Raw genomic sequence first — 21,786 nt, 5'->3', positions numbered from 1 at the left:
CCGGCGCATGTCCCGCCGGGTCAGGCGGGCATCCCGCCGAACCGCGGGATGAGCAGCGCCAGCCTTTCCGCGCGGTTCGCATGCGGCTGCCGTCCGCCGCGATCCAGCACGACCAGGCCGTGCAGCGCGGCCCAGAACACCTCGGCGATCGCGGTCGTGTGCAGCCCCACGCAGATCGGGTCCAGCACCTCCAGCAGGGCGTCGAAGGCATCCCTGAGCGCCGGCGGAGCCCCCGCCGAAGGGCGGGTCGGTCGCGAGGGTGAACATCGCGTCGTACAGCGCGGGTTTTTCGTCCGCGAAGGCGACATAGGCCTCCGCGACGGCGCGCACTCCGCCACCCCTCGCCGCCCTGATCTCCTCGCCGAACTCGGCGAACCCCTCCGCATGATCACGTCCTTGCCCGTGAAATGGCTGTAGAGCACCGGCTGGCTGTATTCGATCAACGCCGTCGGCCGCCGCGTGGTGACCACTTCACTGTTGCTGGCACTGCCATGAACTTCCGCCGCGCAGTCGCCGAACCGGGCCTCGCACCAGGCGGCGGTGGGGCACTCCGGCCGCGAGCTTTTGCCAAATCCCGCCGTCCGCCTCCCTTCAGCCCTGCAGCTTGGGCTTTGCTCCCGCGAACGCCGCGAATCGGACAATAGACTCGATGAGTTACCGTGGCGGGCGTGAACGTGGAAGTCACCCCCCTGCCCGGTATCGGTGTCCGCAAGGATTTCGCGACCCGTGCCGGACGGCGTATCGGCGTCGTCACCCAGCGCGATGGCAAGATCGAGCTGATCGTGTCCAAATCGGACGATCCGGATGCCTGCCTCGCCTCCCTGCCGTTGAGCGCGGAGGAGGCCGGCGTGCTGGCCAATCTGCTCGGTGCGCCGCAGCTGGTCAGACAGCTCAACGAGGAGCACCGCGAGCTGCCCGGGATCAACACCAAGCAGCTGCCGATCGCCGAGAACAGCCCGTTCGACGGCCGCACGCTCGGGGACACCGCGATGCGGACCCGGACCAGCGTGTCGATCGTCGCGGTGATGCGGGCCGGTCAGGTGCATCCCTCGCCCACGCCGGACTTCCTGTTCACCTCGGGTGATCTGCTCGTCGTGGTCGGCACCTCGGAGGGGCTCGAAGCCGCTGCGAAGATCCTGAAGCACGGCTGATGGGGCACACCGCGCTGTCCCTGATCGAGCTGGGTGCCGTCTTCTTCGTGCTCGGGGTGCTGGGCAGGCTGGCCGGGCGGATCGGGCTCTCCCCGATCCCGCTCTATCTGCTCGGCGGGCTGTGTTTCGGCTCCGGCGGGCTGATCCCGCTCACCGACATCGGCGATTTCACGCATCTGGCCAGCGAGATCGGCGTGGTGCTGCTGCTCCTGCTGCTCGGCCTGGAGTACTCCGCGGCTGAGCTGTTCACCGGGCTGCGCCGGTCGTGGACGGCCGGGCTGCTGGACATCGTGCTGAACGCGGCCCCCGGCGCGGCGGTCGCGCTGCTGCTGGGCTGGGGGCCGATCGGTGCGATCGTGATGGCCGGGGTCACCTACATCTCCTCCTCCGGGATCGTCGCGAAGGTGCTCGGCGATCTGGGCAGGCTGGGCAACCGGGAGACCCCGGTGGTGCTGTCCATCCTGGTGTTCGAGGACCTGGTGATGGCGCTGTACCTGCCGATCCTCACCGCGATCCTGGGCGGGGTCAGCCTGCTCGGCGGGCTGGAGGCGGTCGGCATCTCGCTGCTGGTGATCACCGTGGTGCTGGTGATCGCGCTGAAGTTCGGCCGCTACGTCTCCGCGCTGGTGGACAGCGACGACCGCGAGGTCTTCCTGCTCAAGATCCTCGGCGCGGCCCTGCTGGTGGCCGGGCTCGCCTCGGCGATGCAGGTCTCCGCCGCGGTGGGCGCGTTCCTGCTCGGCATCGCGGTGTCCGGTTCGACCGCGCACAACGCGACCCGGCTGCTGGAACCGCTGCGCGACCTGTTCGCGGCGGTGTTCTTCGTGGTGTTCGGCCTGAACACGGACCCGAAGTCGATCCCGCCGGTGCTCGGCTGGGCGGTGGTGCTCGCGGTCACCACCACGGTGACCAAGCTCGCCACCGGCTGGTGGGCCGCCCGCCGCCAGGGCATCGGCAAACTGGGCCGCGCCCGCGCCGGGGCGGCCCTGGTCGCCCGCGGCGAGTTCTCCATCGTGATCGCCGGCCTCGCGGTCACGGCCGGCGCGGTGGACGGCGAACTCGCCGCACTCGCCACCGCCTACGTGCTGCTGATGGCAGTGGTCGGCCCGACCGCCGCCCGCGTCGTCGAACCGATCGCGAAGGCCTTGCAACGCAAGCGAAAGCCCGTCGTCAAGGAGGAAACCGAAGCGGAGGCCGTGCAGAGCAGCAGCTGAACCACTCCCCTACGCCGCTTTCCTCACCGGAGATCGGCCTCCACCCGCGTAGCGACGTGCGCCAGCGGACCGGCCGGAAGCCCGCCCGCCTGAGGATGCGCGGGCGACGCGCCGGACAGCGGGATGCGCACCGAGGTCTTCGCCAGGTCGAGGGTCACCTTCGTGGTCTGCGCCGGTGGCGTGATCACGTCGACGTCGGTCCCGCCGACGATCAGGGCCAGCCGGTGGCCCGCCGGGACGACGTGGTCGGTGCTCGCCAGCCGGAACGTCATCGTGTACGGCTGACCCGGAGTCAGTGGCGATTCCTGGCTCAGCGACTGGTAATTCGCCAGATCCGCCCAGCCGCGGCTGAGGACGGTGTAGTCCACCTTCGTAGTGTTCGCAGCGGTCACCTTGTAGCAAGCGTCGTCTCCGGGGGCGTTGTCTCCCCAGCAGGTTTCCTGGCTGCCGGTGGTGATGCCCTCGCCGCGGGCGGAGAAGTTCCGGATCGTGGCCGGACCGTAGTCCACAAGCATCGCGGACAGCCGTGCGGACGACGTACTCGGCGTCGCTGTCACGGTGATCGACGAAGTACCGGAGACCTGCACCGGCGAAGCAAGCTCGCCCGTGCTGTAGAGCACGCGGTTCGGCGACATGGCCGACGGGTTCGCCGCCCAGCCGACTTCGCCGACCTTCGCGTTGTCCGTAAACGAGGTGGTCCCCGACGCAGCGTCAGTGCCCAGGGTGCCGACTCCGGGGGTGTTGCCCGACTGAAGGTGCATCGTGGTCTGCGAAGCGTCCTTCGCCGGGTACGCGGCCTGATCCGCCCACTGGTCCGGCTGCCGCTCGACAGTCGCCATCGGATCCTTCTCGATGCCGTTGTCGATGCCCATCAAGTAGTGGTCGAACCAGCGGTGCAGCGTGTCGACCCATTCCGCGCGCCGATAGTCGAACGGATCCACGTGACCGGTCTGCGACAGCCAGATCTTGCGCTGTACGCCATTGGCCGCGAGGGCATCCCACCACTGGCCGAAGTTGATCGTGCGGACGTTCAAGTCGTTGACGCCGTGCGAAATGAACACACTCGCGCGAACGTTCTTCGCCTTCGCGACGTAGTCACGTTCCGACCAGAACGGCCCGTAATCCCCGTTCGCGGTCGCGCCTTCGACGAGTTTCCCGTTCTCCGCGGAGCAATCCTGACCACCGTTGCGGGCCTCGACGGTCGCCGCGAGCTCGGCCGGGTCGAAGCCGAAGGTGGCGCCGTCCGAACGGTAGTAGTCGTACCAGGAACTGATCGCGGAGATCGGCACGATCGTCTTCAGCCCGTCGACGCCGGCCGCGGCCACGCCGTTGGCGATGGTGCCGTCGTAGGACTTGCCGATCATGCCGACGGCACCGCTGGTCCAGCCGGCGGTCACGGTGCCGCCGCCGGTCTTCGCGCCGTAGCCGGTCGCCCGGCCGTTCAGCCAGTCGATGACCCGTTTCGCCGAGTTCACATCGGACTCGCCGCCGACGTCCACGCACCCGGTGGAACGGTTGGTGCCCGCCAGGTCCACGAGCACCACCGCATAACCGCGCGGGACGAAGTAATTGTCGTAGTACAGCGGGAAACCGACCGGGCGGCCTTGGTCGTCGTAGGTCTTGAACTCGGTTTCGTTACCGCGCCCGACCGAAGAGTAGTACGGGCCGGCGTCCATGATCACCGGGATCTTCGCGCCCGCTTTCGCGGTTTCCGCGGGCCGGACGATGTCCGCGGCCACCCGGTCCGGCTGCCCGTCGCCGTCCCCGTCACGGCCGGTGTCCACCCACACCGTTTCCCGGATCGCTCCGGCGAAATCGTACTGCGGCCCGCTGCCCGACGAAGCCGAAGCCGCGGCTGTGGCCGGCGTGGCCACCAGCCCGGCCGCGAGCAGCGCAGCCACGCACCATCCGATACCTGCACGCATCCCGTTGCCTCCCCGCGTTCTGGGGCGCCAACGCTAGAAGCGAGCCGGTTCCGGCCGCCACGGCGGAAAGTCGGGTCTTGCCCGGCGGACCGGTGTGGACTGCCTGGCCATACTCGCAGCGGAAAACGGCATGCGGCCACTCGCCGCCACCGATGGTCCGGTCGGCGGGCGCCGGGCGTCGCACAACGACCGTTCTCCTGACCGGACAACGGATTGCCACCACTCGCCACCTGAGCCGAGCAGCACGGCCGCGGCATCGGCGTGCTGACCACACCGGCCACGGTGCCCGCCGTCGTGCCGGTCCGCTCGGCACCGGCATGCCGCGCCACCCTGATCTCCGGGCAGGCCGCCCCGTCCTGCTGCGGGCGATCGAGCCGACAGCCGCAGAACGTCCTCACCTCGAACGCCGGACAGGCCCCTACCAGACGACCTCTCGGCGAATACCCGCCCACCCGGCCGGATCGGAGCCCGCCGGAATCCACATCGGACGGTTCCCTGGACTCCTCCCCGGCCGGCGGGTCAGAGCCCGACGTTGCGGTACAGTGCGCCGACCTCACCGCGGTTGAGCCTGCGGATGGTGCCCGGCCGCTGGCTGCCGAGCTGCACGTCGCCGAGTGCGGTGCGGACCAGTTTGCGCACCGGATGCCCGGCCGAGGCAAGCAGCCTGCGCACGATGTGCTTGCGGCCCTCGTGGATCACCAGCTCCACCATGGTCCGGCCGGAGTGCATGTCCTTGACCCGGAACTGGTCCACCTTGACCACGCCGTCGGGCAGCTCCCAGCCGGCCCGCAGCTGCTTGCCGAGCCCGCGCGGGACCAGGCCCTCGACCTCGGCGAAGTAGGTCTTGAGCACCCGGTAGGACGGATGCATCAGGCGGTGCCCGAGGTCGCCGTCGTTGGTGAGCAGCAGGAAGCCTTCGGTGTTCTCGTCGAGCCTGCCCACGTGCACCACCCCGGGCGTCTCCTCCCAGCGGCCGCGCAGGTAGTCCCCCACGCACGGGCGGCCCCGGTCGTCGGACATCGTGGAGTGCACGCCCTTGGGCTTGTTGAAGACGAGGTAGACCAGGTCGTCGCGCAGGTTGACCCGCGTGCCGTCGACGTGGATCACCGCCTCGTCCGGGTGCACGCGGCGGCCCAGCTCGGTGACCACCTCGCCGTCCACCTCCACCCGGCCGGCCGCGATCAGGTCCTCGGCCGCGCGGCGGGAGGCGATGCCCGCCTGCGACAGGACCTTCTGCAGCCGGACGCCGTCGGGGTGTTCGTCAGATGTCATCGATGGTGTCCACTTCGGGTAGCAGCGGAGCGATCGGGGGCAGGTCGTTCAGCGACGACAGCCCCAGGCGCTCCAGGAACAGCTCGGTCGTCACATACAGCGTGCCGGTCGTCTCCGGGTCGGTGCCCATCTCCTCGATGAGCCCACGGGCCAGGAGCGTCCGGATCACGCCGTCCACGTTCACGCCGCGCACCGCCGCGACCCGTGCCCGGGTCACCGGCTGCCGGTACGCGATCACGGCGAGGCTCTCCAGCGCGGCCCTGGTCAGCTTCGACCGCTGGCCGTCCAGCAGGAGCTTCTCCACGAACGGGGCGTAAGTGTCCCTAGTGTAGAACCGCCACCCCTCGCCCACGCGCCGCAGGTCGATCCCGCTGACGCGGTCGGTGAACTTCTGCGCCATCGTGCTCAGCGCGACGCTCACCCTGGCCACCGGCTGCCCGACCGTCTCGGCCAGCGATTCCTCGCTCACCGGGGAATCGACGACCAGCAGCAACGCTTCCAGCGCGGCTTCCAGCGCCTCGTCGTCCTCGACGCCGGGCAGTCCGTTGCCCGCCTCCTCGTCCTCTTCCGGTTCGGACGTGTCAGCGGCCGGCGGTTCCGACGGGTCCCCGGCTGGCGCCTCCGGTTCGGTCCCGGCAGCCGGTGGCGGCTCCTCGGCCGAGGGCGAATCCGCTTGCGCCGCAACGGGTTCCGCGGTGTTGTGGCCTTCGGTGCTCACCCGTACTCCTCCTCTTCGGCGGCCGCGCGATCGTGTTCGGCGGCGGCGGACGCCTCCGCGACCGAGCCGCCGGTCCAGCGGACGTGCAGTTCGGCCAGTGCCTCCAGCTGGTCGAACTGCACCGACGATTCGCGGTACAGCTCCAGCAGCGCGAGGAACCGGGCGACGATCTCCACGGTGTGCTCGCAGTCGGCGACCAGGTCCTGGAACGTGGCCTGCCCGGCCTCCGCGAGCCGCACCCGCAGCAGCGCGGCGTGCTCGCGAACCGACACGCGGCCCATGTGGATGTGCGAGATGGACACCGTCGGCGGCGGCTTCGGCCGGAACACCGCCACCGCGATGTCCGCGAAGCGCTGCGGGGTGACGCCGAGCATCACCTCCGGCAGCAGCCCGACGTACCGCTCCTCCAGCGCCACCGACCGCGGATACCGCCGCAGCGCGCTCTGTTCCAGCTCGCCGAACAACGCGGCCACCTGCTTGTACGCGCGGTACTGCAGCACCCGGGCGAACAGCAGGTCGCGGGCTTCGAGCAGGGCGAGGTCGTCCTCGTTCTCGACCTCGGCCGAGGGCAGCAGCCGTGCCGCCTTGAGATCGAGCAGGGTCGCCGCGATGACCAGGAACTCGGTGGTCTCGTCGAGGTTCCAGTCCGCGCCCAGCGCCCGGGTGTAGGCGATGAAGTCGTCGGTGACCTGGTGCAGGGCCACCTCGGTGACGTCGAGCTGGTGCTGCGAGATCAGTTGCAGCAGCAGGTCGAACGGGCCCTCGAAGTTGCGCAGCCGCACCTTGAACTTCGAGGTGCTCAGGTCCGCGGCCATGCCCTCGGGGATGGTGCCGCCGTGCACGGTCTGGGGTGGCTCCGGCGCCTCGGGATCCGCGGCGCCGACCGGACCGCTCTCGACGGGTCCGGTGGCCACAACGCCCTCGGCAGCCGCCTCGTCTGCCCCCGCGTCTCCGGCCTCGTCGCCCGCGGCCCCCTCGGCGGCCACAGCATCGACCGGCCCGGTGGCCGGGGCGTCCTCGGCGGGACCCGGGGCCGCCGGTTCCGGCTCCGGCTCCGGCTGCGCGGCCGATGCCGGTTCGTCCATCAGCTCTCGGCTCCGCCGTCCTCGTCAACCGCGCGCAGTCGTTGTACCAGCACCGATTCGTCGCCACGCTGGTCGAGGTCGGCCAGCAGCACGGCGACCGCCTCGCGGACCAGGCGGCCGCGGTCGACGATCAGCTCGTGCTTGGCCCGCAGTGTGAGCCGCGCCTGTTCCATCGCGAGCAGCTCCTCACCGGACACGTACACGGTGATCTTCGCGTCGTGCTTGGTCCGGCCGGACCCGCTGCGCGCGGCGTTGCGGGTCAGGTGATCGGCGTCCGCCGGCGGCTCGGCCGAAGCCGGGCCCGCTTCCGGTGCCGGTGCCGACGGCCGGTCGAGTGCGGGACTGGAGGCTGGGGAGGTGAGGCGGAACAGCTCCGACGCTCCGGGCAGGGAAGCGCGCCTGCTCACCGAGCGATCACCTCGCGGGCCAGCGCGCGATAAGCGGCCGCGCCGGCGGACTTGGGAGCCCAGGTCGTGATCGGTTCACCCGCGACCGTCGTCTCGGGGAACCGCACGGTGCGATTGATCACCGTGTCGAACACGGTCTCGCCGAATGCCTCCACCACGCGAGCCATGACCTCCTTCGAGTGCAGGGTTCTCGGGTCGTACATCGTGGCGAGAATCCCCACTATGTCCAGTTTGGGGTTGAGGCGTTCCTGCACCTTCTCGATGGTGTCGATCAGGAGCGCAACGCCTCGGAGACTGAAGAACTCGCACTCCAGGGGGATGATCACACCGTCCGCGGCGGTCAGTGCGTTCACCGTGAGCAGGCCGAGCGAGGGCTGGCAGTCGACAAGAACATAGTCGTAGTCCTCCAGCACCGGACGAAGGACCCGTAACAACGTGTGCTCGCGCCCTACCTCCGCGACGAGCTGGACCTCCGCCGCGGACAGGTCGATATTGCTCGGCAGCAGGTCAACGCCGTCCACGCGGGTCTTGCGGAGCACGTCCTCGATGCGCACCGAGCGCTCCATGATGACGTTGTAGACCGTTTGGTCCAGCTCGTGCGGCTGAATGCCGAGCCCGACCGACAGCGCGCCCTGCGGGTCGAAATCGACCAGCAGCACCCGGCGGCCGCATTCGGCGAGCGCGGCACCCAGGTTGATGGTCGAGGTGGTCTTGCCGACGCCACCCTTCTGGTTGCACATGGCGAGCACCTTGGCCGGGCCGTGCCGCTCCAGCGGCGGCGGCTCGGGGATCTCCCGCCACGGCCGCCCGGTCGGCCCGATCCCGCTCTCCGCGCGCTCCTTGGCCCGCGCCCGGGCGCGCTCCGCCCGCGTCTTCGGCGTGCGGTCCGGCTCGTCGCCCTCGTGCTCGGCGGGGGTGGCGATCTCCGCACGGCCCAGGTGCGCCGCGGCCGACCCCGCGGACGCGGCCGGGTACTCCGGCTGGCTCGGTGTCGACATGGCGGGAAAGCTCCTCTTCGGCGTGGTCCCCGGCAGCCTATGCGGCGGTCAGGAGCCCCGGCAAAGCGCCGCGCCGGACCGCTGGGGCCGAGTCACCGCAGCGTGCGAATGCCCTTCGCGCTCAACCGAGGGCTCGCGGATGCGCAGTCGCGTACACCTCGCGAAGGGTCGTCACGGTGACGAGTGTGTACACCTGCGTCGTGGTCACCGACGCGTGGCCGAGTAGCTCTTGCACCACACGTACGTCCGCACCGCCTTCAAGCAAATGCGTAGCGAACGAATGTCGCAGCGTATGCGGCGACACGACAGCAGTGATCCCCGCGCGTTCTGCGGTGTCTTTCAAGACCTGCCACGCGCTCTGCCGGGAAAGCCTGCTGCCCCGGGCGTTGAGGAACAGCGCGGAGGTGCCACGCCCATGCGCGGCAAGCGCGGGGCGGGCGCGTACGCGGTAGGCGTGCAGAGCTTCCAGCGCCGGACGGCCGATCGGGACGAGGCGCTGTTTGCCGCCTTTGCCGTCCAGCAGCACGGTTCGTTCGCCATCGTCCACATCGTCCACATCGAGCCCGACGGCCTCGGAAATGCGGGCCCCGGTGGAATAGAGCAGCTCCAGCAGCGCACGGTCACGCAACGGACGCTCACCGTCCGGAGGTGGGGTGTCGAGGAGCTTCAGCACATCGGCGACCGGCAGCGCCTTGGGTAGCCGCTTCGCTGCTGCAGGAGGACGTACGTCGCGAGCCGGGTCGTGTTCGGTGATGCCGTCGGCGTGGGCGAACTTGTGCAGCCCACGCACCGCCACCAACGCCCGCGCAGCCGACGAAGCAGCCAGAGGACGATGCTCGGCATCGCCCTCGCGCAGGGCGGCGCCGAACGAGGTGACGTGCAACGGGACGACTTCAGGGAGCCGCTCGACGCCTTCCGCGGCCAGATGGGCGGCGTACCGGCGGAGGTCGCGGGCGTAGCTGTCGAGCGTGTTGCGAGCCGTGCCCCGCTCCACCACCAGGTGGTCGAGGTACGCGGCGATCACGTCGGTCACGCCCTGGCTCGTCACGAGGCCACTCTAGCTCCGCGACCACCTGCCACCGTGCTCACCGGGGAGGTCTGTGAAGGGGCCCTTCACGGACTCTGAGTCCGTGAAGGGCCCCTTCACAGCCTGCGATCACGCTTCGGCGAGCCGGCGGGCGAACCGGGTGGGCCGGTCCTGCCACGGCGCATCGGCCGGGCGGGCCTCGACGGCGCCGGTGACCACCGCGTGCGCGGCGAGGACCCCGGACACCGTTGCCCCGTTCACCAGTTCACCGGCCAGCGCCATGCGCACCGCCTCGGCGAGCGGGAACCTGCGCACCACGAGGTCGGCCTCCTCCTCGCCGAGCACCTCACGGTCCACTTCGGACAATTCGCGGGCAAGGAACACCCGGACCACCTCGTCGGTGAACCCCGGCGACGCGGCCACGTCCACCAGCGTCACCCAGTCACGCGCGGTGAGCCCGGCTTCTTCGACCAGCTCGCGGCGCGCGGCCGCCACCGGCTCCTCCCCCGGGTGGTCGATCAGCCCGGCGGGCAGCTCCCACAGCCGGCGCCCGAGCGGGTGCCGGTACTGGTGGACCAGGGTGACGGCGCCGTCCGCGTCGAGCGCGAGGATCGCCACCGCGCCGAGGTGTTCCACCACCTCGCGCCGCGCGGTGCCGCCGCCGGGCATCACCACGTCGTCGATGCGCAGCCCGACCACGCGTCCGATGTGGACGGCCTCGCTGCCGGCGACGGTGAATTCGTGCGTACCGGGCTCCGTCACCGTGCCGCCACCGGGGTTTCGGGCAGCTCCACCGGCAGCCGCTCGGCCACCTTGCGATCCACCACCGCCTTGACGAAGGCGGCGAACAGCGGGTGCGGCCGGGTCGGCCGGCTCTTCAGCTCGGGGTGCGCCTGGGTGCCCACGAAGAACGGGTGCACGTCCGCGGGCAGCTCCACGAACTCGACCAACCGGTCGTCCGGCGAGGTGCCGGAGAACACCAGCCCGGCCTCGGACAGCCGCTTGCGGTAGGCGTTGTTCACCTCGTAGCGGTGCCGGTGCCGTTCGGACACCTCGGTGCCGCCGTAGGCGCGGGCCACCTGGGACCCGGACTTCAGCTTCGCCGGGTAGGCGCCGAGCCGCATGGTGCCGCCCATGTCGCGCTCACCGGCGACGACGTCGCGCTGGTCGGCCATCGTGGAGATCACCGGGTGCGGGGTGGCCTCGTCGAACTCCGCGGAGTTGGCTTCGGCGACCCCGGCCAGGTTCCGCGCCGATTCGATCACCATGCACTGCAGGCCGAGGCACAGCCCGAGCAGCGGCACCCCGCGGGTGCGCGCGTACTCGATCGCGCCGACCTTGCCCTCGATCCCGCGGATGCCGAACCCGCCGGGGATCAGCACACCGTCCACATCGGACAGCACGGCGGCCGCGCCGGAGGAAGTCTCCGCGTCGTCGGAGGCGACCCACTTGATCTGTACCTTGGCGCGGTGCGCGAATCCGCCCGCGCGCAGCGCCTCGGTGACCGACAGGTACGCGTCCGGCAGGTCGATGTACTTGCCCACCACGGCCACGCGCACGATCTCGGCCGGGTTGTGCACGCGGTCGAGCAGGTCGCCCCACACCGTCCAGTCCACGTCCCGGAAGGGCAGGCCGAGCCGGCGCACCACGTACGCGTCGAGCGCCTCGCCGTGCAGCACCTTCGGGATGTCGTAGATCGACCGGGCGTCCGGGCAGGCGATGACCGCCTCGGAGTCCACATCGCACATCAGGCCGATCTTGCGCTTGAGATCCTCGGGGATCTCGCGGTCGGCCCGGCAGACCAGCGCGTCGGGCTGGATGCCGATGTTGCGCAGCGCGGCCACCGAGTGCTGGGTCGGCTTGGTCTTGAGTTCGCCCGAGGGAGCGAGGTAGGGCACCAGCGACACGTGCAGGAAGAAGCAGTGATCCCGGCCCACGTCGTGGCGGACCTGCCGGATCGACTCCAGGAACGGCAGCGACTCGATGTCGCCGACCGTGCCGCCGACCTCGGTGATCACCACGTCGGGGGTGGCCCCGTGCTCGTCCGGCTCGGCCGCGGCGGTGATCCGCTTCTTGATCTCGTCGGTGATGTGCGGAATCACCTGCACGGTGTCCCCGAGGTACTCGCCACGCCGTTCCTTGGCGATCACCTCGGAGTAGACCTGACCGGTGGTCACATTGGCCTTGCCGTCGAGATCGCGGTCGAGGAAGCGTTCGTAGTGCCCGATGTCGAGGTCGGTCTCGGCACCGTCGTCGGTGACGAAGACCTCGCCGTGCTGGAACGGGTTCATCGTCCCGGGGTCGACATTGAGGTACGGGTCGAGCTTCTGCATCGTGACGCGCAACCCGCGAGAGGTGAGCAGCTGCCCGAGGCTCGACGCCGTCAGACCCTTACCCAGAGAGGAGGCCACGCCTCCGGTGACAAAGACATACTTGGTAGCCCGCGACTGAAGTCCCACGGGCCGCCAGCATATCCCACGCACGCGGAACCGCTCGGCAGCCCGAGCGAAAGCGCGTCGCGCTAGGCTGCGTCGCGTGACGGAAGCGCACGAAGACCACTGGACGGCCCCGGTGGCGAACGCCGCCCTCGACGCGACAGTGCGCGTCCCGGGCTCGAAATCGATCACCAACCGCGCGTACGTGCTGTCCGCGCTGGCGACCGCGCCGACCCGCGTACGCGTGCCGCTGGACTCTCGCGACACCCGTCTCATGCTCAGCGCTCTGGCCACCCTCGGCGCACGGTCCGAAGAGACCGCGGACGGTTTCCTCGTGCACCCGCTCGACGCTGCGGGCGTACGCGGCGACGAGGTGACCGTCACGATGGGCAACGCCGGCACGGTCGCGCGGTTCACCCCGGCGCTGGCTTCGCTGGGTAACGTCCCGGTGCGGTTCGATGGCGACGAAGCCATCCGCCGCCGTCCTATCGGGCCGCTGCTGACCGCGCTACGTCGCGTGGGCGCGCGGATCGACGACGAGGGCCGTGGCGCGCCACCGTTCACTGTGCACGGTGACGGCGGGCTGCGCGGCGGCAAGGTCGACCTGGATTCGTCGGCGTCGAGTCAGTTTCTTTCCGCGCTGCTGCTCGCGGGACCGTCGTTCGACCAGGGCGTCACCGTCCGGCTCGTGGGCGACGCGCCGCCGAGCGAGCCGCACATCGCGATGACGCTGGACATGCTGCGCCGCTTCGGGGCCGCTGTGGAGCGTGACGGCAGTGAGTTCCATGTGTCGCCCTCGAAGCTGTCCTGCCCGGAGTACGTGGTGGAGCCGGACCTTTCCACGGCCGCGCCGTTCGTCGCCGCGGCTGTGGTGGCAGGCGGCACCGTACGCGTGCAGGGCTGGCCGAAGCACACGACGCAGCCCGGCGACTGGCTGCGCAGCCTCCTGCCCGCGCTGGGCGCGAAGGTGGCTCTCGACGACAACGGCCTCGCCGTCACCGGTGGTCCGGCCATCCCCGGCGTGGAGCTGGACCTGCACGAGGTCGGCGAGCTGACCCCGGTGATCGCGGCGATGCTGTGCTTCGCCGAAGGCCCGTCGGTGATCTCCGGCGTGGCGCACCTGCGCGGCCACGAGACCGACCGGCTCACCGCGCTGGCCACCGAACTGTCCGGCCTCGGCGCCGGCGTGACCGAGACCGCCGACGGCCTGCGCATCACCCCGGCCCCGCTGCACGGCGGCGTCTTCCACACCTACGACGATCACCGGCTGGTGATGGCCGCCGCGGTGCTCGGCCTGCGCGTGCCGGACATGCGGGTGGAAAACCCGGGCACGGTCGGTAAGACCTTCCCCGGATTCACCTCGACCTGGACCGGGCTGGTCGGCTGAGACCCCGGCCCGCGGTGTCCCGCCACGTCGGTACCCGCCCGGCCTCGCAGCGTCTGCCACGCCGGTACCCGCCCGGAACGGACCGCTCCGCGTCCCGTCACCGACCGTCCGTTGTGGACAGCCACTTCGGAACACCGGCATCCGCACCACTTCGGCGCACCGACGGATCAGTCCACTGTGGACACCAGGGGCCGACCCCGCGCCGTACGCCAGGAAACGCCCCGCGTTTGCCAGGGGGTTGGGCGCGCAGGGGTTCCGCTGAACTGCTCGCGAGCACTCACCCATGAAGGCTGTGAAGGGGCCCTTCACGGACTCTGAGTCCGTGAAGGGCCCCTTCACAGCCTTCGTCCCGCTGGGCTCCCAGGGGACATAGCGCCGCCGCGCCGCCCGGGGCTTACACCGGATCAGCCAGCGGGGCGTTCGCCCTCGCCGAACAGCGCCCGCAAGGTCACCTCGCGGTTGACCCGGACGTGCTCGGCGGCGTACTCGCGAGCCCGCCCGGCGTCGCCGGAGGTGACCGCCCCGACCAGCTTCCGGTGCTCGTCGAGCAGATCGCTCCAGTGTTCGTTCTGGCTGGTCAGCCAGCGCAACCGGCCTTCGAGCGGCTGAATCGCGCGGGAGAGCAGGCCGTTGCCCGCGATGGCGACGATCTCGTCGTGCAACCGGCTGTTGAGCACGGTGATCCGCGCGCCGTCGCCCCGCTGGGTGGCCCGCGCGGACTCGGCCAGCAGCCGTTCGAGCCGGCGCTGCTCGGGCTTCCCGGCCCGCTCCGCGGCGAGCCCGGCGGCCAGGCTCTCCAGCGCCTCCCGCACATCGAACAGCTCCTCGACGTCGACCCGCGCGAGCTGTCGCACCACCACCCGCCGCGGCGACTGCACGACCAGGAACCCCTCAGCCTCCAGGCTGCGGATCGCCTCGCGCACCGGGACCCGGGACACCCCCAGATCCTCCGCCAGCTCGCGCTCCACCAGCCGGTCCCCCGGCTTCAGCACGCCGGTGAGGATCCGCTCGCGCAATGCCTCGCGCACCCGCTCGCGGGTCGCCGCGAGTGGCCGATGCTCCTGCGCGCTGCTCACCGTTTCCCCTTCCCCGCCGCCGAACCCGGCGCACCACCGAGCCTATCGCCGCGAGGGTCACCCGAGCACGGATCGGGGTACGGCCGGTGCCGGGGCTCGCACGGGAGCGCGGCCGGTGAGCGCCTTGCTCCACGGCAGCCTGCGCAGCACCAGCACGATCGCGAAGGTGAGCAGGACTGTGACCGGGTACACGACGATGGTCGTCCACGGCGAGCCATAGCGGTTGCCGACGAACTCGATCAACGGCCCGAGCAGGGCGAGCGCGAACGGATGACACAGGAACACCGCGAACGACCGGTCGACCGCCCAGGAGATGAACCGCCCGGCCCGTTGCCTGCCCGCGGCCCAGCGGCTGCCCGCCATGTACAGCGCGGCAATCGCGACCACCACCCAGGGCAGCAGGTACGGCCGGTAGGCGTCCGCGGCCATCTCCGGCCACGCGCCGTGCCCCACGCTCACGAGGTACCCGATTTCGAGCACCGCGAGCCCGGCCGCCAGCCCCGCCGGCACCCAGCCCCGGTGTTCCCGCAGCCAACCGTGCATCGTCTCCAGGTGCACCGCCGCCACCGCGCCGAGCATCGAATAGAACTGGTACGGCAGCAGCGTGGCGAAGAACCGGGAAACGGTGGTGTAGTCCACGGAGCCCGGCGGGTAGCTCAGGAGGCTCATCACCGCCACCTGCACCAGCGCGGAGACCGCGAGCACCGTCCACGGCCGCCGCCGGATCACTTCGACCAGCTTCACCAGCAGCGGGAACACCAGGTACACCTGCAAGGTCACCAGCAGGAAGTACAGGTGGTACCAGGCGCTGCCGGTGGCGATCTGGATCAGCAGCGCCCACAGCTGACCGCTCAGCGGCCCGACCGGGTTCGGCGAGGTCAGCATGCCGTAGGCCCAATAGAGCACCGACCACACCAGGTAGGGCACCGCGACCAGCGGGATCCGGTGGCGCCAGAACCGGCGCGCCTCCAGCGGCCTGCTCCGGTACTGGAACAGCAGCACGAAGGTGGTCAGCGCGAAGAACGCGGCGCGGGCGAAGTGCAGGGGCGCCTCGATCGCGGCGGAGATCACGTTGTCCGGGTAGGTGGTGGCGACCAGCACGTGGATGAAGATCACCAGGGCGAAGGTGATGACCCGGTACAGGTCCAGCTGGCGCAGATGCCGTGCCTTCGCCGCCTGCGCGGGGGCCGGTTCCTCCGCGTGCACATGCGGACTCTCAGTGGTCGTCATCGTCGCGGCATACTCCCGGGGTCGGTGCCGATCATCGTGCCAGATTTGCGTGTGCGGCTGTGAATCACCCATGAAGTCGCTGCGGGAAACCTGAGGCGGGCCAAGCGAACCGGGCGTGACCGGCGGTTACGGCCCGGCTGTGAGAACGGCCACGAAAGGGTCCGCGCACAGGAATCGGCGGCGGTGCGGGGCTCCCTCACCCTCAGAAGGGATCCCCGTTCCGCCGCCGACGCGCGGGAGGACTCAGTTGCCCGCGGAACCGACCCCGGGCGCGGGAGACTGCGCGTTGCCCGCGATCCCGTAGCGGCCCGCGCCGCCGTCCAGCTGTTCCTTGAGCGCGAGCAGGGTGGCCACCCGGCCCGCCTGGGAGTCCACATTGTCCACAGTGGACAGAATGGAGGTCGCCGAGGTGTCCGCGCGGACCACGCCGAGCGGGCCGCTGCCCTCGGCCGAACCCGGATCGCCGGCCAGCACCGTGCCCGCGCCGGAACGGTCGAGCTGCGTGGCGAACCGCGCGATGGAGGCCGCCCGGTCACCGGCGCCCTCCCCCGTCTGCTGCGCGCCGGTGAGCACGACGGCCAGCTGTGCGGGCTGCGCACCCTGGGTCGGCTTCACGAACCCGCCGTCGGTGAGCCCGCTCAGGGCGGCGGCCAGCTCGTCCGGGCCGGACTGCGGTTTGGCGGTGCTCTTGTCCAGCAGCAGCACCGAGCCCAGCAGCGCACCGGCCAGCGTGCCGGAATCACCCGCAGTGGGGAACTTCGCCCCGGCCGGTTGCAGCCGGGTCACCACGTCGCGCAGCTGATCGGTCTTGGCCGGATCGGTGAACGCGTCGGTCAGCTGCAGTTCCCCGGTCACCGAGGCGCCGGACTGGCCGACCAGCTTCTTGAGCGCGTCCCGGTCGGCCGGGCGCGCGTCCTGTGTGGTCACCAGCAGCACGGTGCGCTTGTCCAGCGCGCCGGCCACCATTTTCGGGCCCATCGCACCGGCAAACGCGTCCGCGTCGGCCAGCCGCGCGTTCAGCACGTTGCGCTGCGCCTCCAGATCCGACACCTGGGTGCCCAGATCCTTCCGCTCGTCGGACAGGCCCGAGAGCAGCGAACCGTTCAGCGCGGTCGAGCCGAGCACCACGCCGACCGCGAGGGCGAGGAAGCAGGCGGTGATGGAGACGATGTGGTAGCGCAGGGAAATCACGCGAAGAGCCCCTTCACCCAGCTGGTGAACGTGGACCAGGTGTGCTGGATCCAGTCCAGGTAGACGGAACCGACGTCGGAGACGAGCAGCGCGGCGACCACCACGGCGACGGCGGCGAGGACGAGCAGCGCGACGGCGCCCAGCGACACCCGGCTGCGGTGCAGCGTCGCGACGGCCTTGCCGTCGACCAGCTTGGTGCCCAGCTTGAGCCGGGTGAGGAAAGTCGACGGATTGGACCCGGACCGGCCGTGGTCGAGGAACTCGCGCAGGGTGGCCTGGAAGCCCACGGTCACCACGAGGCTCGCGCCGTGCGCGTCGGCCAGCAGCAGCGCGAGGTCCTCGGCGTTGCCCGACGCCGGGAAGGTGACCGCGCCGATGCCGAGGTCCTGGATCCGCTCGACGCCCGGGGCGTGCCCGTCCGGCTGCGCGGGGACCACGACCTCGCCCCCGCTGCGCAGTGTGGCGGTGCCGATCCCGGTCGGGTCGCCCACGATCACGTCCGGGGCGTGGCCCTGCGCGCGCAGGGTGTCCGCACCGGCGTCCACGCCGATCAGCACCGGACGGTGCTCGCCGAGGTACTTCTTGAGCCGCTTCAGGTCTTCGGCGTGCCCGGTGCCCCCGGCCACCACGAGCACGTGCCGGTCGCGGATCGGCACCGTCAGCTCCGGCACGCCGACGCCGTCGAGGATCAGCGTGCGCTCGCGGCGGAGAAACTCGATGGTGTTCGCGGAGAAGGCCTCCAGCTGGGTGGACATCCCCGCCTTGGCCTCGATCATCTGGTCCGCGACGCTCTCCGCGGTCTGCTCGACGCCGGAGGCGAGCTGGCGTTCCCCCAGGTACACCGCGCTTTCGTGGACACGCAGCTTGGTGCCGTCCTTGACCGTGCGCAGCAGTTCGCCGCCCACGGAATCGATCAGCGGGATACCCGCCGCGACGAGGATCTCCGGTCCCAGGTTGGGAAACCGGCCGGAGATCGAGGGTGAGGCGTTGAGCACCGCGGCGACCTCCGCGGCCACCAGCGCGTCGGCGGTGGCCCGGTCGAGGTCCAGCTGGTCGAGTACGACGATGTCGCCCACGCTGACCCGTCGCAGCAGTTCACGGGTGCGACGGTCGACCCGCGCGACACCGGTGACGCCGGGGAGGGCTTCCTGGTTCCGCGCAAGGAGACCGGTGAGTTTCATGGGGCTGATGGTGACAAATTTGTGCCCGGGAATACCTCCGACGCGCCGAGGCCGACGTGACCCGTTGTGGTGAGCCGTCGGGCGGCAATCCCCCGTTCAGGGTTTGCTGTCGGGTTGGGCGCCCGCGGAATCGAGGGTCCACCAGGGGCTCCCAAGATCATCAAGCAGCAGGTGACAGACTCGCACCGAGGTCCGGTAGTGCTCGCCGAAGCGTTCCTCGTCCAGGTCCAGCACCCGGCCGAGCAACCAGCCCGCGGCCAGCTCCGGCCATGACTCGCAGTGACGACGGGCGAGGGCGCCGGCCTCCAGCAGGTGCAGCTCGGCGGTCAGCGGATCGCAGTGCCCGACGGCGAGACCGCGGCGCACCAGGTCCACCGCGCGGCCCACATCCCAGCCCCAAGTGCTCCGCACCGCGCTTCCTGGCGCCAGCACCCCGTCCGCCCGCAGCCGCTGCTCGCACCGCACGATCCGGCGGACCGTCTGGACAAGCAGCCCGGCCTGCCCGGACCCGCCGCACCACTGCACGGCGAGTTCCGCCCACGACAGCGGATCGAGGTCCGGTCCCTCCCGCAACGCGAGGACCATGGCGGCCGGAGTGAGCGGACGCTCGTCGCCGAGCAGTCCGTCGAGCGCAGCCCGCCAGCCGGCCGCGTCCGAGACGTCCCACCAGTCTTGCAGCCCACGGACCTCGGCGACGTAGTCGTGCCGTCGCGCGTCGAGCACGTTCCACGGCTCCCCGACCAGAACCGCTTGCGGCGCACCACAGGCGAGCGCGTGCGCGACCGGGCCTTCGAGATGCCCGTAGGCCGCGGTGCGCAGCCGCTCGACCTGCTGCTCGGCCACCGTGACCCGGTGCGGATTGGCCTCCAGCCACGGCTGCACGGCGGACGCGCCGACCCGCCACTCCCCCGGAGTACCCCGGTTGAACACGATCTGCGCACCGTTACGGAGCCCGCACGTGGCCCAGTCGAGGTCGCCGCTGAGGAACACCACGCCGTCGCCGAGGTCGGGCACCGCACCCCGGGTGAACACCTGCAGGGACGGCTCGCCACCGTGTGCGCAGCAGACCCGCGCGGGCGACCACACCCGCTGCCGGGCCAGCCGCTGCGCCTCGTCCCGGTGGATCGGCACGAACAGCTCCTCGGCGCCGAGCAGTCCGAGGAACCGGTCGAAGTCCCCGTCCCGCCGGGCCAGCGCCAGCTCGGCCTCCACGTCCGCGGTCCGGGTCATGCGAGCGTCCAGGTCATACGGGCGGGCCAGTCCTTTCCGGTGCGAGCCGCACCGCCGCCGACGGCACCCCTCGCTGTGAAGGGACCCTTCACAGCCCCAGAGTCCGTGAAGGGTCCCTTCACAGCATTGACACCGGCCCCACGCATCCGCCCAACCGACCGGCGTCTGGACACCGCCGCATGCGGACCAGAACACTTCCCCTTTGCTTGGCGCCCGAACGTCAACGACCGCGCCACCCGAACCGGCACGAACGCCGCCTCACACCCTCATCACGCCTGCCTGCCCCGGACCCCAGCGCCCCTCCTGCCCCACGGACCACACCCGGCACACTCCCGTCGAGCGAGACTCAGCGTTTCCCCGGGCACCAACGCCCGCAAACCCGGCCCGCTCCTCAGGACTTCTTGGCGCGCTTCCGTTTCCCCGCGCCCCCGGACTTCGCCGCGGGTGCGGCGGTCTTGTCCTTCTTGTCCTTCTCCGCCGCCGCGAGGAGTTCCTCGGCGTGCGCGCGGCCGGTCTCCGTGCCGTCCATCCCGGCCAGCATGCGAGCCAGCTCCCGCACCCGGTCGCCCTGGTCGAGCAGCTTGACGCCGCTGCGCGTGACCCCGCCGCTGGTGCCCTTGTCCACCACCAGGTGCTGGTCCGCGAACGCGGCGACCTGCGGCAGGTGCGTGACCACCAGGACCTGGTGGGTGCGGGCGAGCCGGGCGAGCCGGCGGCCGATCTCCACCGCGGCCCGGCCGCCGACCCCGGCGTCGACCTCGTCGAACACCAGCGTCTGCACGGTGTCCGCGTGCGCCAGCACCACCTCGATGGCCAGCATCACCCGGGACAGCTCCCCGCCCGAGGCGGCCTTGTGCACCGGCAGCGGCGGCGCGCCGTTGTGCGCCCGCAGCAGCAGTTCGACCTCGTCCACCCCGTCCGGCCCGGCGTGCACCGCGTGCCCGTCGATGGCGAGGGCCTGCCGGTCGCCGTGTTCGGCGGGGCGCTGTTCGACGGTGATCTCCAGCTCGGCCTGGCCCATCGCCAGGCCGGACAGCTCCTTGGTGATCGCGGTGGCCAGTTCGGCGGCCGCCTTGCCGCGGGCGGCGGACACCTCGGTGGCGTGCCCGACCAGCTGCTCCGCCAGCTCGTCCCGGCGCGTGGCCAGCGCGGACAGCGCCTCCTCGGAGGTGTCCATCGATTCGAGCCTGCGACGGGCGTCCTCCGCCCACGCGAGCACCCCGTCGACGTCCGCGGCGTATTTGCGGGTCAGCCGCTTGAGATCCGCCTGCCGGGCCAGCACCTTCTCCAGCAGCGCCGGATCGGCGTCCAGGCCCTCCACGTAGCCGCCCAGCTCCGCGCCCACGTCTCCGAGCAGCACGGAGGCCTCCTCCAGCCGCGGCACGAGGTCGCGCAGCGTGGAGTCCTCGGCCGAGGCCAGCCGCCGCACCGCCTCGCCCACCAGCCCGAGCGCGCCCGGCGCGTCCGGGTCGCCGTCCTGGGAGCCGGATACCGCAGCATGCGCGCCGGTGGCGGTCTCGCGCAGCTCGTCGACGGCGGCCAGCCGCTTGATCTGCTCGGTCAGCTCCACGTCCTCGCCCGGCTCGGGAGCGACCGCGTCGATCTCGATCAGGCCGTGTTTGAGCAGGTCGGCCTGTTGCGCCAGTTCCCTCGAACGGGTGGAGCGTTCGAGCAACTCGGCGAGCACGTCCAGCCAGGCGCCGCGCGCTTCGCGATAGGCGGCCAGCGGCTCGGCCACCGCGTCACCGGCGAAGCGGTCGATCACCGCGCGCTGCTCGGCGGGACGCAGCAGGCGCAGCTGATCGTTCTGCCCGTGCACGGCGATGACCTGCTCGGACAGCTCGGCCAGCACCCCCACCGGCACCGAACGGCCGCCCAGATGCGCGCGGGAACGGCCGTCCGCCGCGACCGAGCGCACGGCGATCACGCTGCCGTCCTCGTCCACGTCGGCACCCGCGTCGATGACGATCCGGCTCGCCGCGTCGCCCCCGGTGAGCGCGAACCGGCCTTCGACGAACGCCTTGAGCATTCCGTTGCGGACTTTGGACGCCTCCGCCCGCCCGCCGGAGAGCAGGTGCAGGCCGGTGACGACCATGGTCTTTCCCGCGCCCGTCTCACCGGTCACGACGGTGAAGCCCGGGTGCAGTTCCAGCAGGGCGTCCTCGATGACTCCGAGGCCCTGGATGCGCATCTCGGCCAGCACGAGGCATACCGTAGCCGCCCCCACCGACCTTCCGTGCGCGCGAGGCCCGGTAACTC

At 71.1% G+C, this 21,786-nt stretch carries 19 protein-coding genes; 3 read left to right on the top strand and 16 right to left on the bottom strand.

The features are described from left to right. Positions 1-20: 20 nt before the first annotated feature. Positions 21-188: a hypothetical protein gene (locus ATK36_RS32615; protein ID WP_170069966.1), complete on the bottom strand. Its 168-nt coding sequence runs from the start codon at positions 186-188 to the stop codon at positions 21-23. A 480-nt stretch (positions 189-668) separates the two neighbouring features. On the opposite strand from ATK36_RS32615, the gene ATK36_RS29990 reads away from it, so the two are divergent. After that, entirely contained in the window at positions 669-1,151 is a 483-nt protein-coding gene (locus tag ATK36_RS29990) for a cation:proton antiporter regulatory subunit (RefSeq protein ID WP_098515287.1), read from the top strand. Next, a complete protein-coding gene (locus tag ATK36_RS29985; RefSeq protein ID WP_098514512.1) occupies positions 1,151-2,365 on the top strand; it encodes a cation:proton antiporter in 1,215 nt (404 codons plus the stop codon). Before ATK36_RS29990 ends, ATK36_RS29985 begins: the two co-directional genes overlap by 1 nt. A gap of 23 nt (positions 2,366-2,388) precedes the next feature. Here ATK36_RS29985 and ATK36_RS29980 read toward each other — a convergent pair whose 3' ends face one another. The 9 genes from ATK36_RS29980 to ATK36_RS29940 form a co-directional block, all read right to left on the bottom strand. Beyond that, the gene (locus ATK36_RS29980; RefSeq protein WP_098514511.1) at positions 2,389-4,290 is read right to left on the bottom strand and encodes a Xaa-Pro dipeptidyl-peptidase; all 1,902 of its coding nucleotides are present in this window, start codon (positions 4,288-4,290) and stop codon (positions 2,389-2,391) included. A gap of 519 nt (positions 4,291-4,809) precedes the next feature. After that, positions 4,810-5,562, bottom strand: a complete 753-nt coding sequence (locus tag ATK36_RS29975; RefSeq protein WP_098514510.1) for a pseudouridine synthase — start codon at positions 5,560-5,562, stop codon at positions 4,810-4,812. Then, positions 5,552-6,280 (bottom strand): SMC-Scp complex subunit ScpB, encoded by a 729-nt coding sequence (gene scpB / locus ATK36_RS29970; RefSeq protein ID WP_098514509.1) that lies wholly within the window; start codon positions 6,278-6,280, stop codon positions 5,552-5,554. The genes ATK36_RS29975 and scpB overlap by 11 nt, the downstream gene beginning before the upstream one ends. Beyond that, on the bottom strand, positions 6,277-7,095 hold the full coding sequence (locus ATK36_RS29965; RefSeq protein ID WP_170070074.1) for a segregation and condensation protein A: 819 nt from the start codon (positions 7,093-7,095) through the stop codon (positions 6,277-6,279). The genes scpB and ATK36_RS29965 overlap by 4 nt, the downstream gene beginning before the upstream one ends. A gap of 269 nt (positions 7,096-7,364) precedes the next feature. Continuing rightward, positions 7,365-7,772 (bottom strand): cobyrinic acid a,c-diamide synthase, encoded by a 408-nt coding sequence (locus ATK36_RS29960; RefSeq protein WP_098514508.1) that lies wholly within the window; start codon positions 7,770-7,772, stop codon positions 7,365-7,367. Next, a complete protein-coding gene (locus tag ATK36_RS29955; protein WP_098514507.1) occupies positions 7,769-8,770 on the bottom strand; it encodes a ParA family protein in 1,002 nt (333 codons plus the stop codon). Before ATK36_RS29955 ends, ATK36_RS29960 begins: the two co-directional genes overlap by 4 nt. A 121-nt stretch (positions 8,771-8,891) precedes the next feature. Further along, positions 8,892-9,794, bottom strand: a complete 903-nt coding sequence (xerD, locus tag ATK36_RS29950; RefSeq protein WP_098515285.1) for a site-specific tyrosine recombinase XerD — start codon at positions 9,792-9,794, stop codon at positions 8,892-8,894. Between the two features lie 132 nt (positions 9,795-9,926). After that, entirely contained in the window at positions 9,927-10,559 is a 633-nt protein-coding gene (locus ATK36_RS29945) for an NUDIX domain-containing protein (protein WP_098514506.1), read from the bottom strand. Further along, positions 10,556-12,256, bottom strand: a complete 1,701-nt coding sequence (locus ATK36_RS29940) for a CTP synthase (protein ID WP_098514505.1) — start codon at positions 12,254-12,256, stop codon at positions 10,556-10,558. Before ATK36_RS29940 ends, ATK36_RS29945 begins: the two co-directional genes overlap by 4 nt. Before the next feature lie 76 nt (positions 12,257-12,332). Here ATK36_RS29940 and aroA point away from each other — a divergent pair, with 76 nt between their 5' ends. Then, complete coding sequence (aroA, locus tag ATK36_RS29935; protein ID WP_098514504.1) at positions 12,333-13,619, top strand: 3-phosphoshikimate 1-carboxyvinyltransferase; 1,287 nt, start codon at positions 12,333-12,335, stop codon at positions 13,617-13,619. 404 nt (positions 13,620-14,023) lie between these two features. Here the strand turns inward: aroA and ATK36_RS29930 are convergent, their stop codons facing one another. The 6 genes from ATK36_RS29930 to recN all read right to left on the bottom strand — a co-directional run bounded on the left by ATK36_RS29930 (position 14,024) and on the right by recN (position 21,730). Further along, a complete protein-coding gene (locus ATK36_RS29930; RefSeq protein ID WP_098514503.1) occupies positions 14,024-14,695 on the bottom strand; it encodes a GntR family transcriptional regulator in 672 nt (223 codons plus the stop codon). 57 nt (positions 14,696-14,752) lie between these two features. Then, positions 14,753-15,925 carry an acyltransferase gene (locus tag ATK36_RS29925; RefSeq protein ID WP_098514502.1) on the bottom strand — a complete coding sequence of 391 codons (1,173 nt, stop codon included), beginning with the start codon at positions 15,923-15,925 and terminating at the stop codon, positions 14,753-14,755. Between the two features lie 243 nt (positions 15,926-16,168). Further along, on the bottom strand, positions 16,169-17,116 hold the full coding sequence (locus ATK36_RS29920) for a copper transporter (protein ID WP_098514501.1): 948 nt from the start codon (positions 17,114-17,116) through the stop codon (positions 16,169-16,171). Then, on the bottom strand, positions 17,113-18,297 hold the full coding sequence (gene steA / locus ATK36_RS29915; RefSeq protein WP_098514500.1) for a putative cytokinetic ring protein SteA: 1,185 nt from the start codon (positions 18,295-18,297) through the stop codon (positions 17,113-17,115). Before steA ends, ATK36_RS29920 begins: the two co-directional genes overlap by 4 nt. 96 nt (positions 18,298-18,393) lie before the next feature. Next, on the bottom strand, positions 18,394-19,527 hold the full coding sequence (locus tag ATK36_RS29910; RefSeq protein ID WP_098514499.1) for a DUF1266 domain-containing protein: 1,134 nt from the start codon (positions 19,525-19,527) through the stop codon (positions 18,394-18,396). Positions 19,528-19,918: 391 nt separating this feature from the next. After that, entirely contained in the window at positions 19,919-21,730 is a 1,812-nt protein-coding gene (gene recN / locus ATK36_RS29905; RefSeq protein WP_170069965.1) for a DNA repair protein RecN, read from the bottom strand. Positions 21,731-21,786: the final 56 nt, after the last annotated feature.

It is taken from the genome of Amycolatopsis sulphurea (assembly GCF_002564045.1).
Classification (GTDB): domain Bacteria; phylum Actinomycetota; class Actinomycetes; order Mycobacteriales; family Pseudonocardiaceae; genus Amycolatopsis; species Amycolatopsis sulphurea.
The sequence above is the reverse complement of the archived record's forward strand: the minus strand, read 5'-3'. Positions and strand labels throughout refer to the sequence as shown.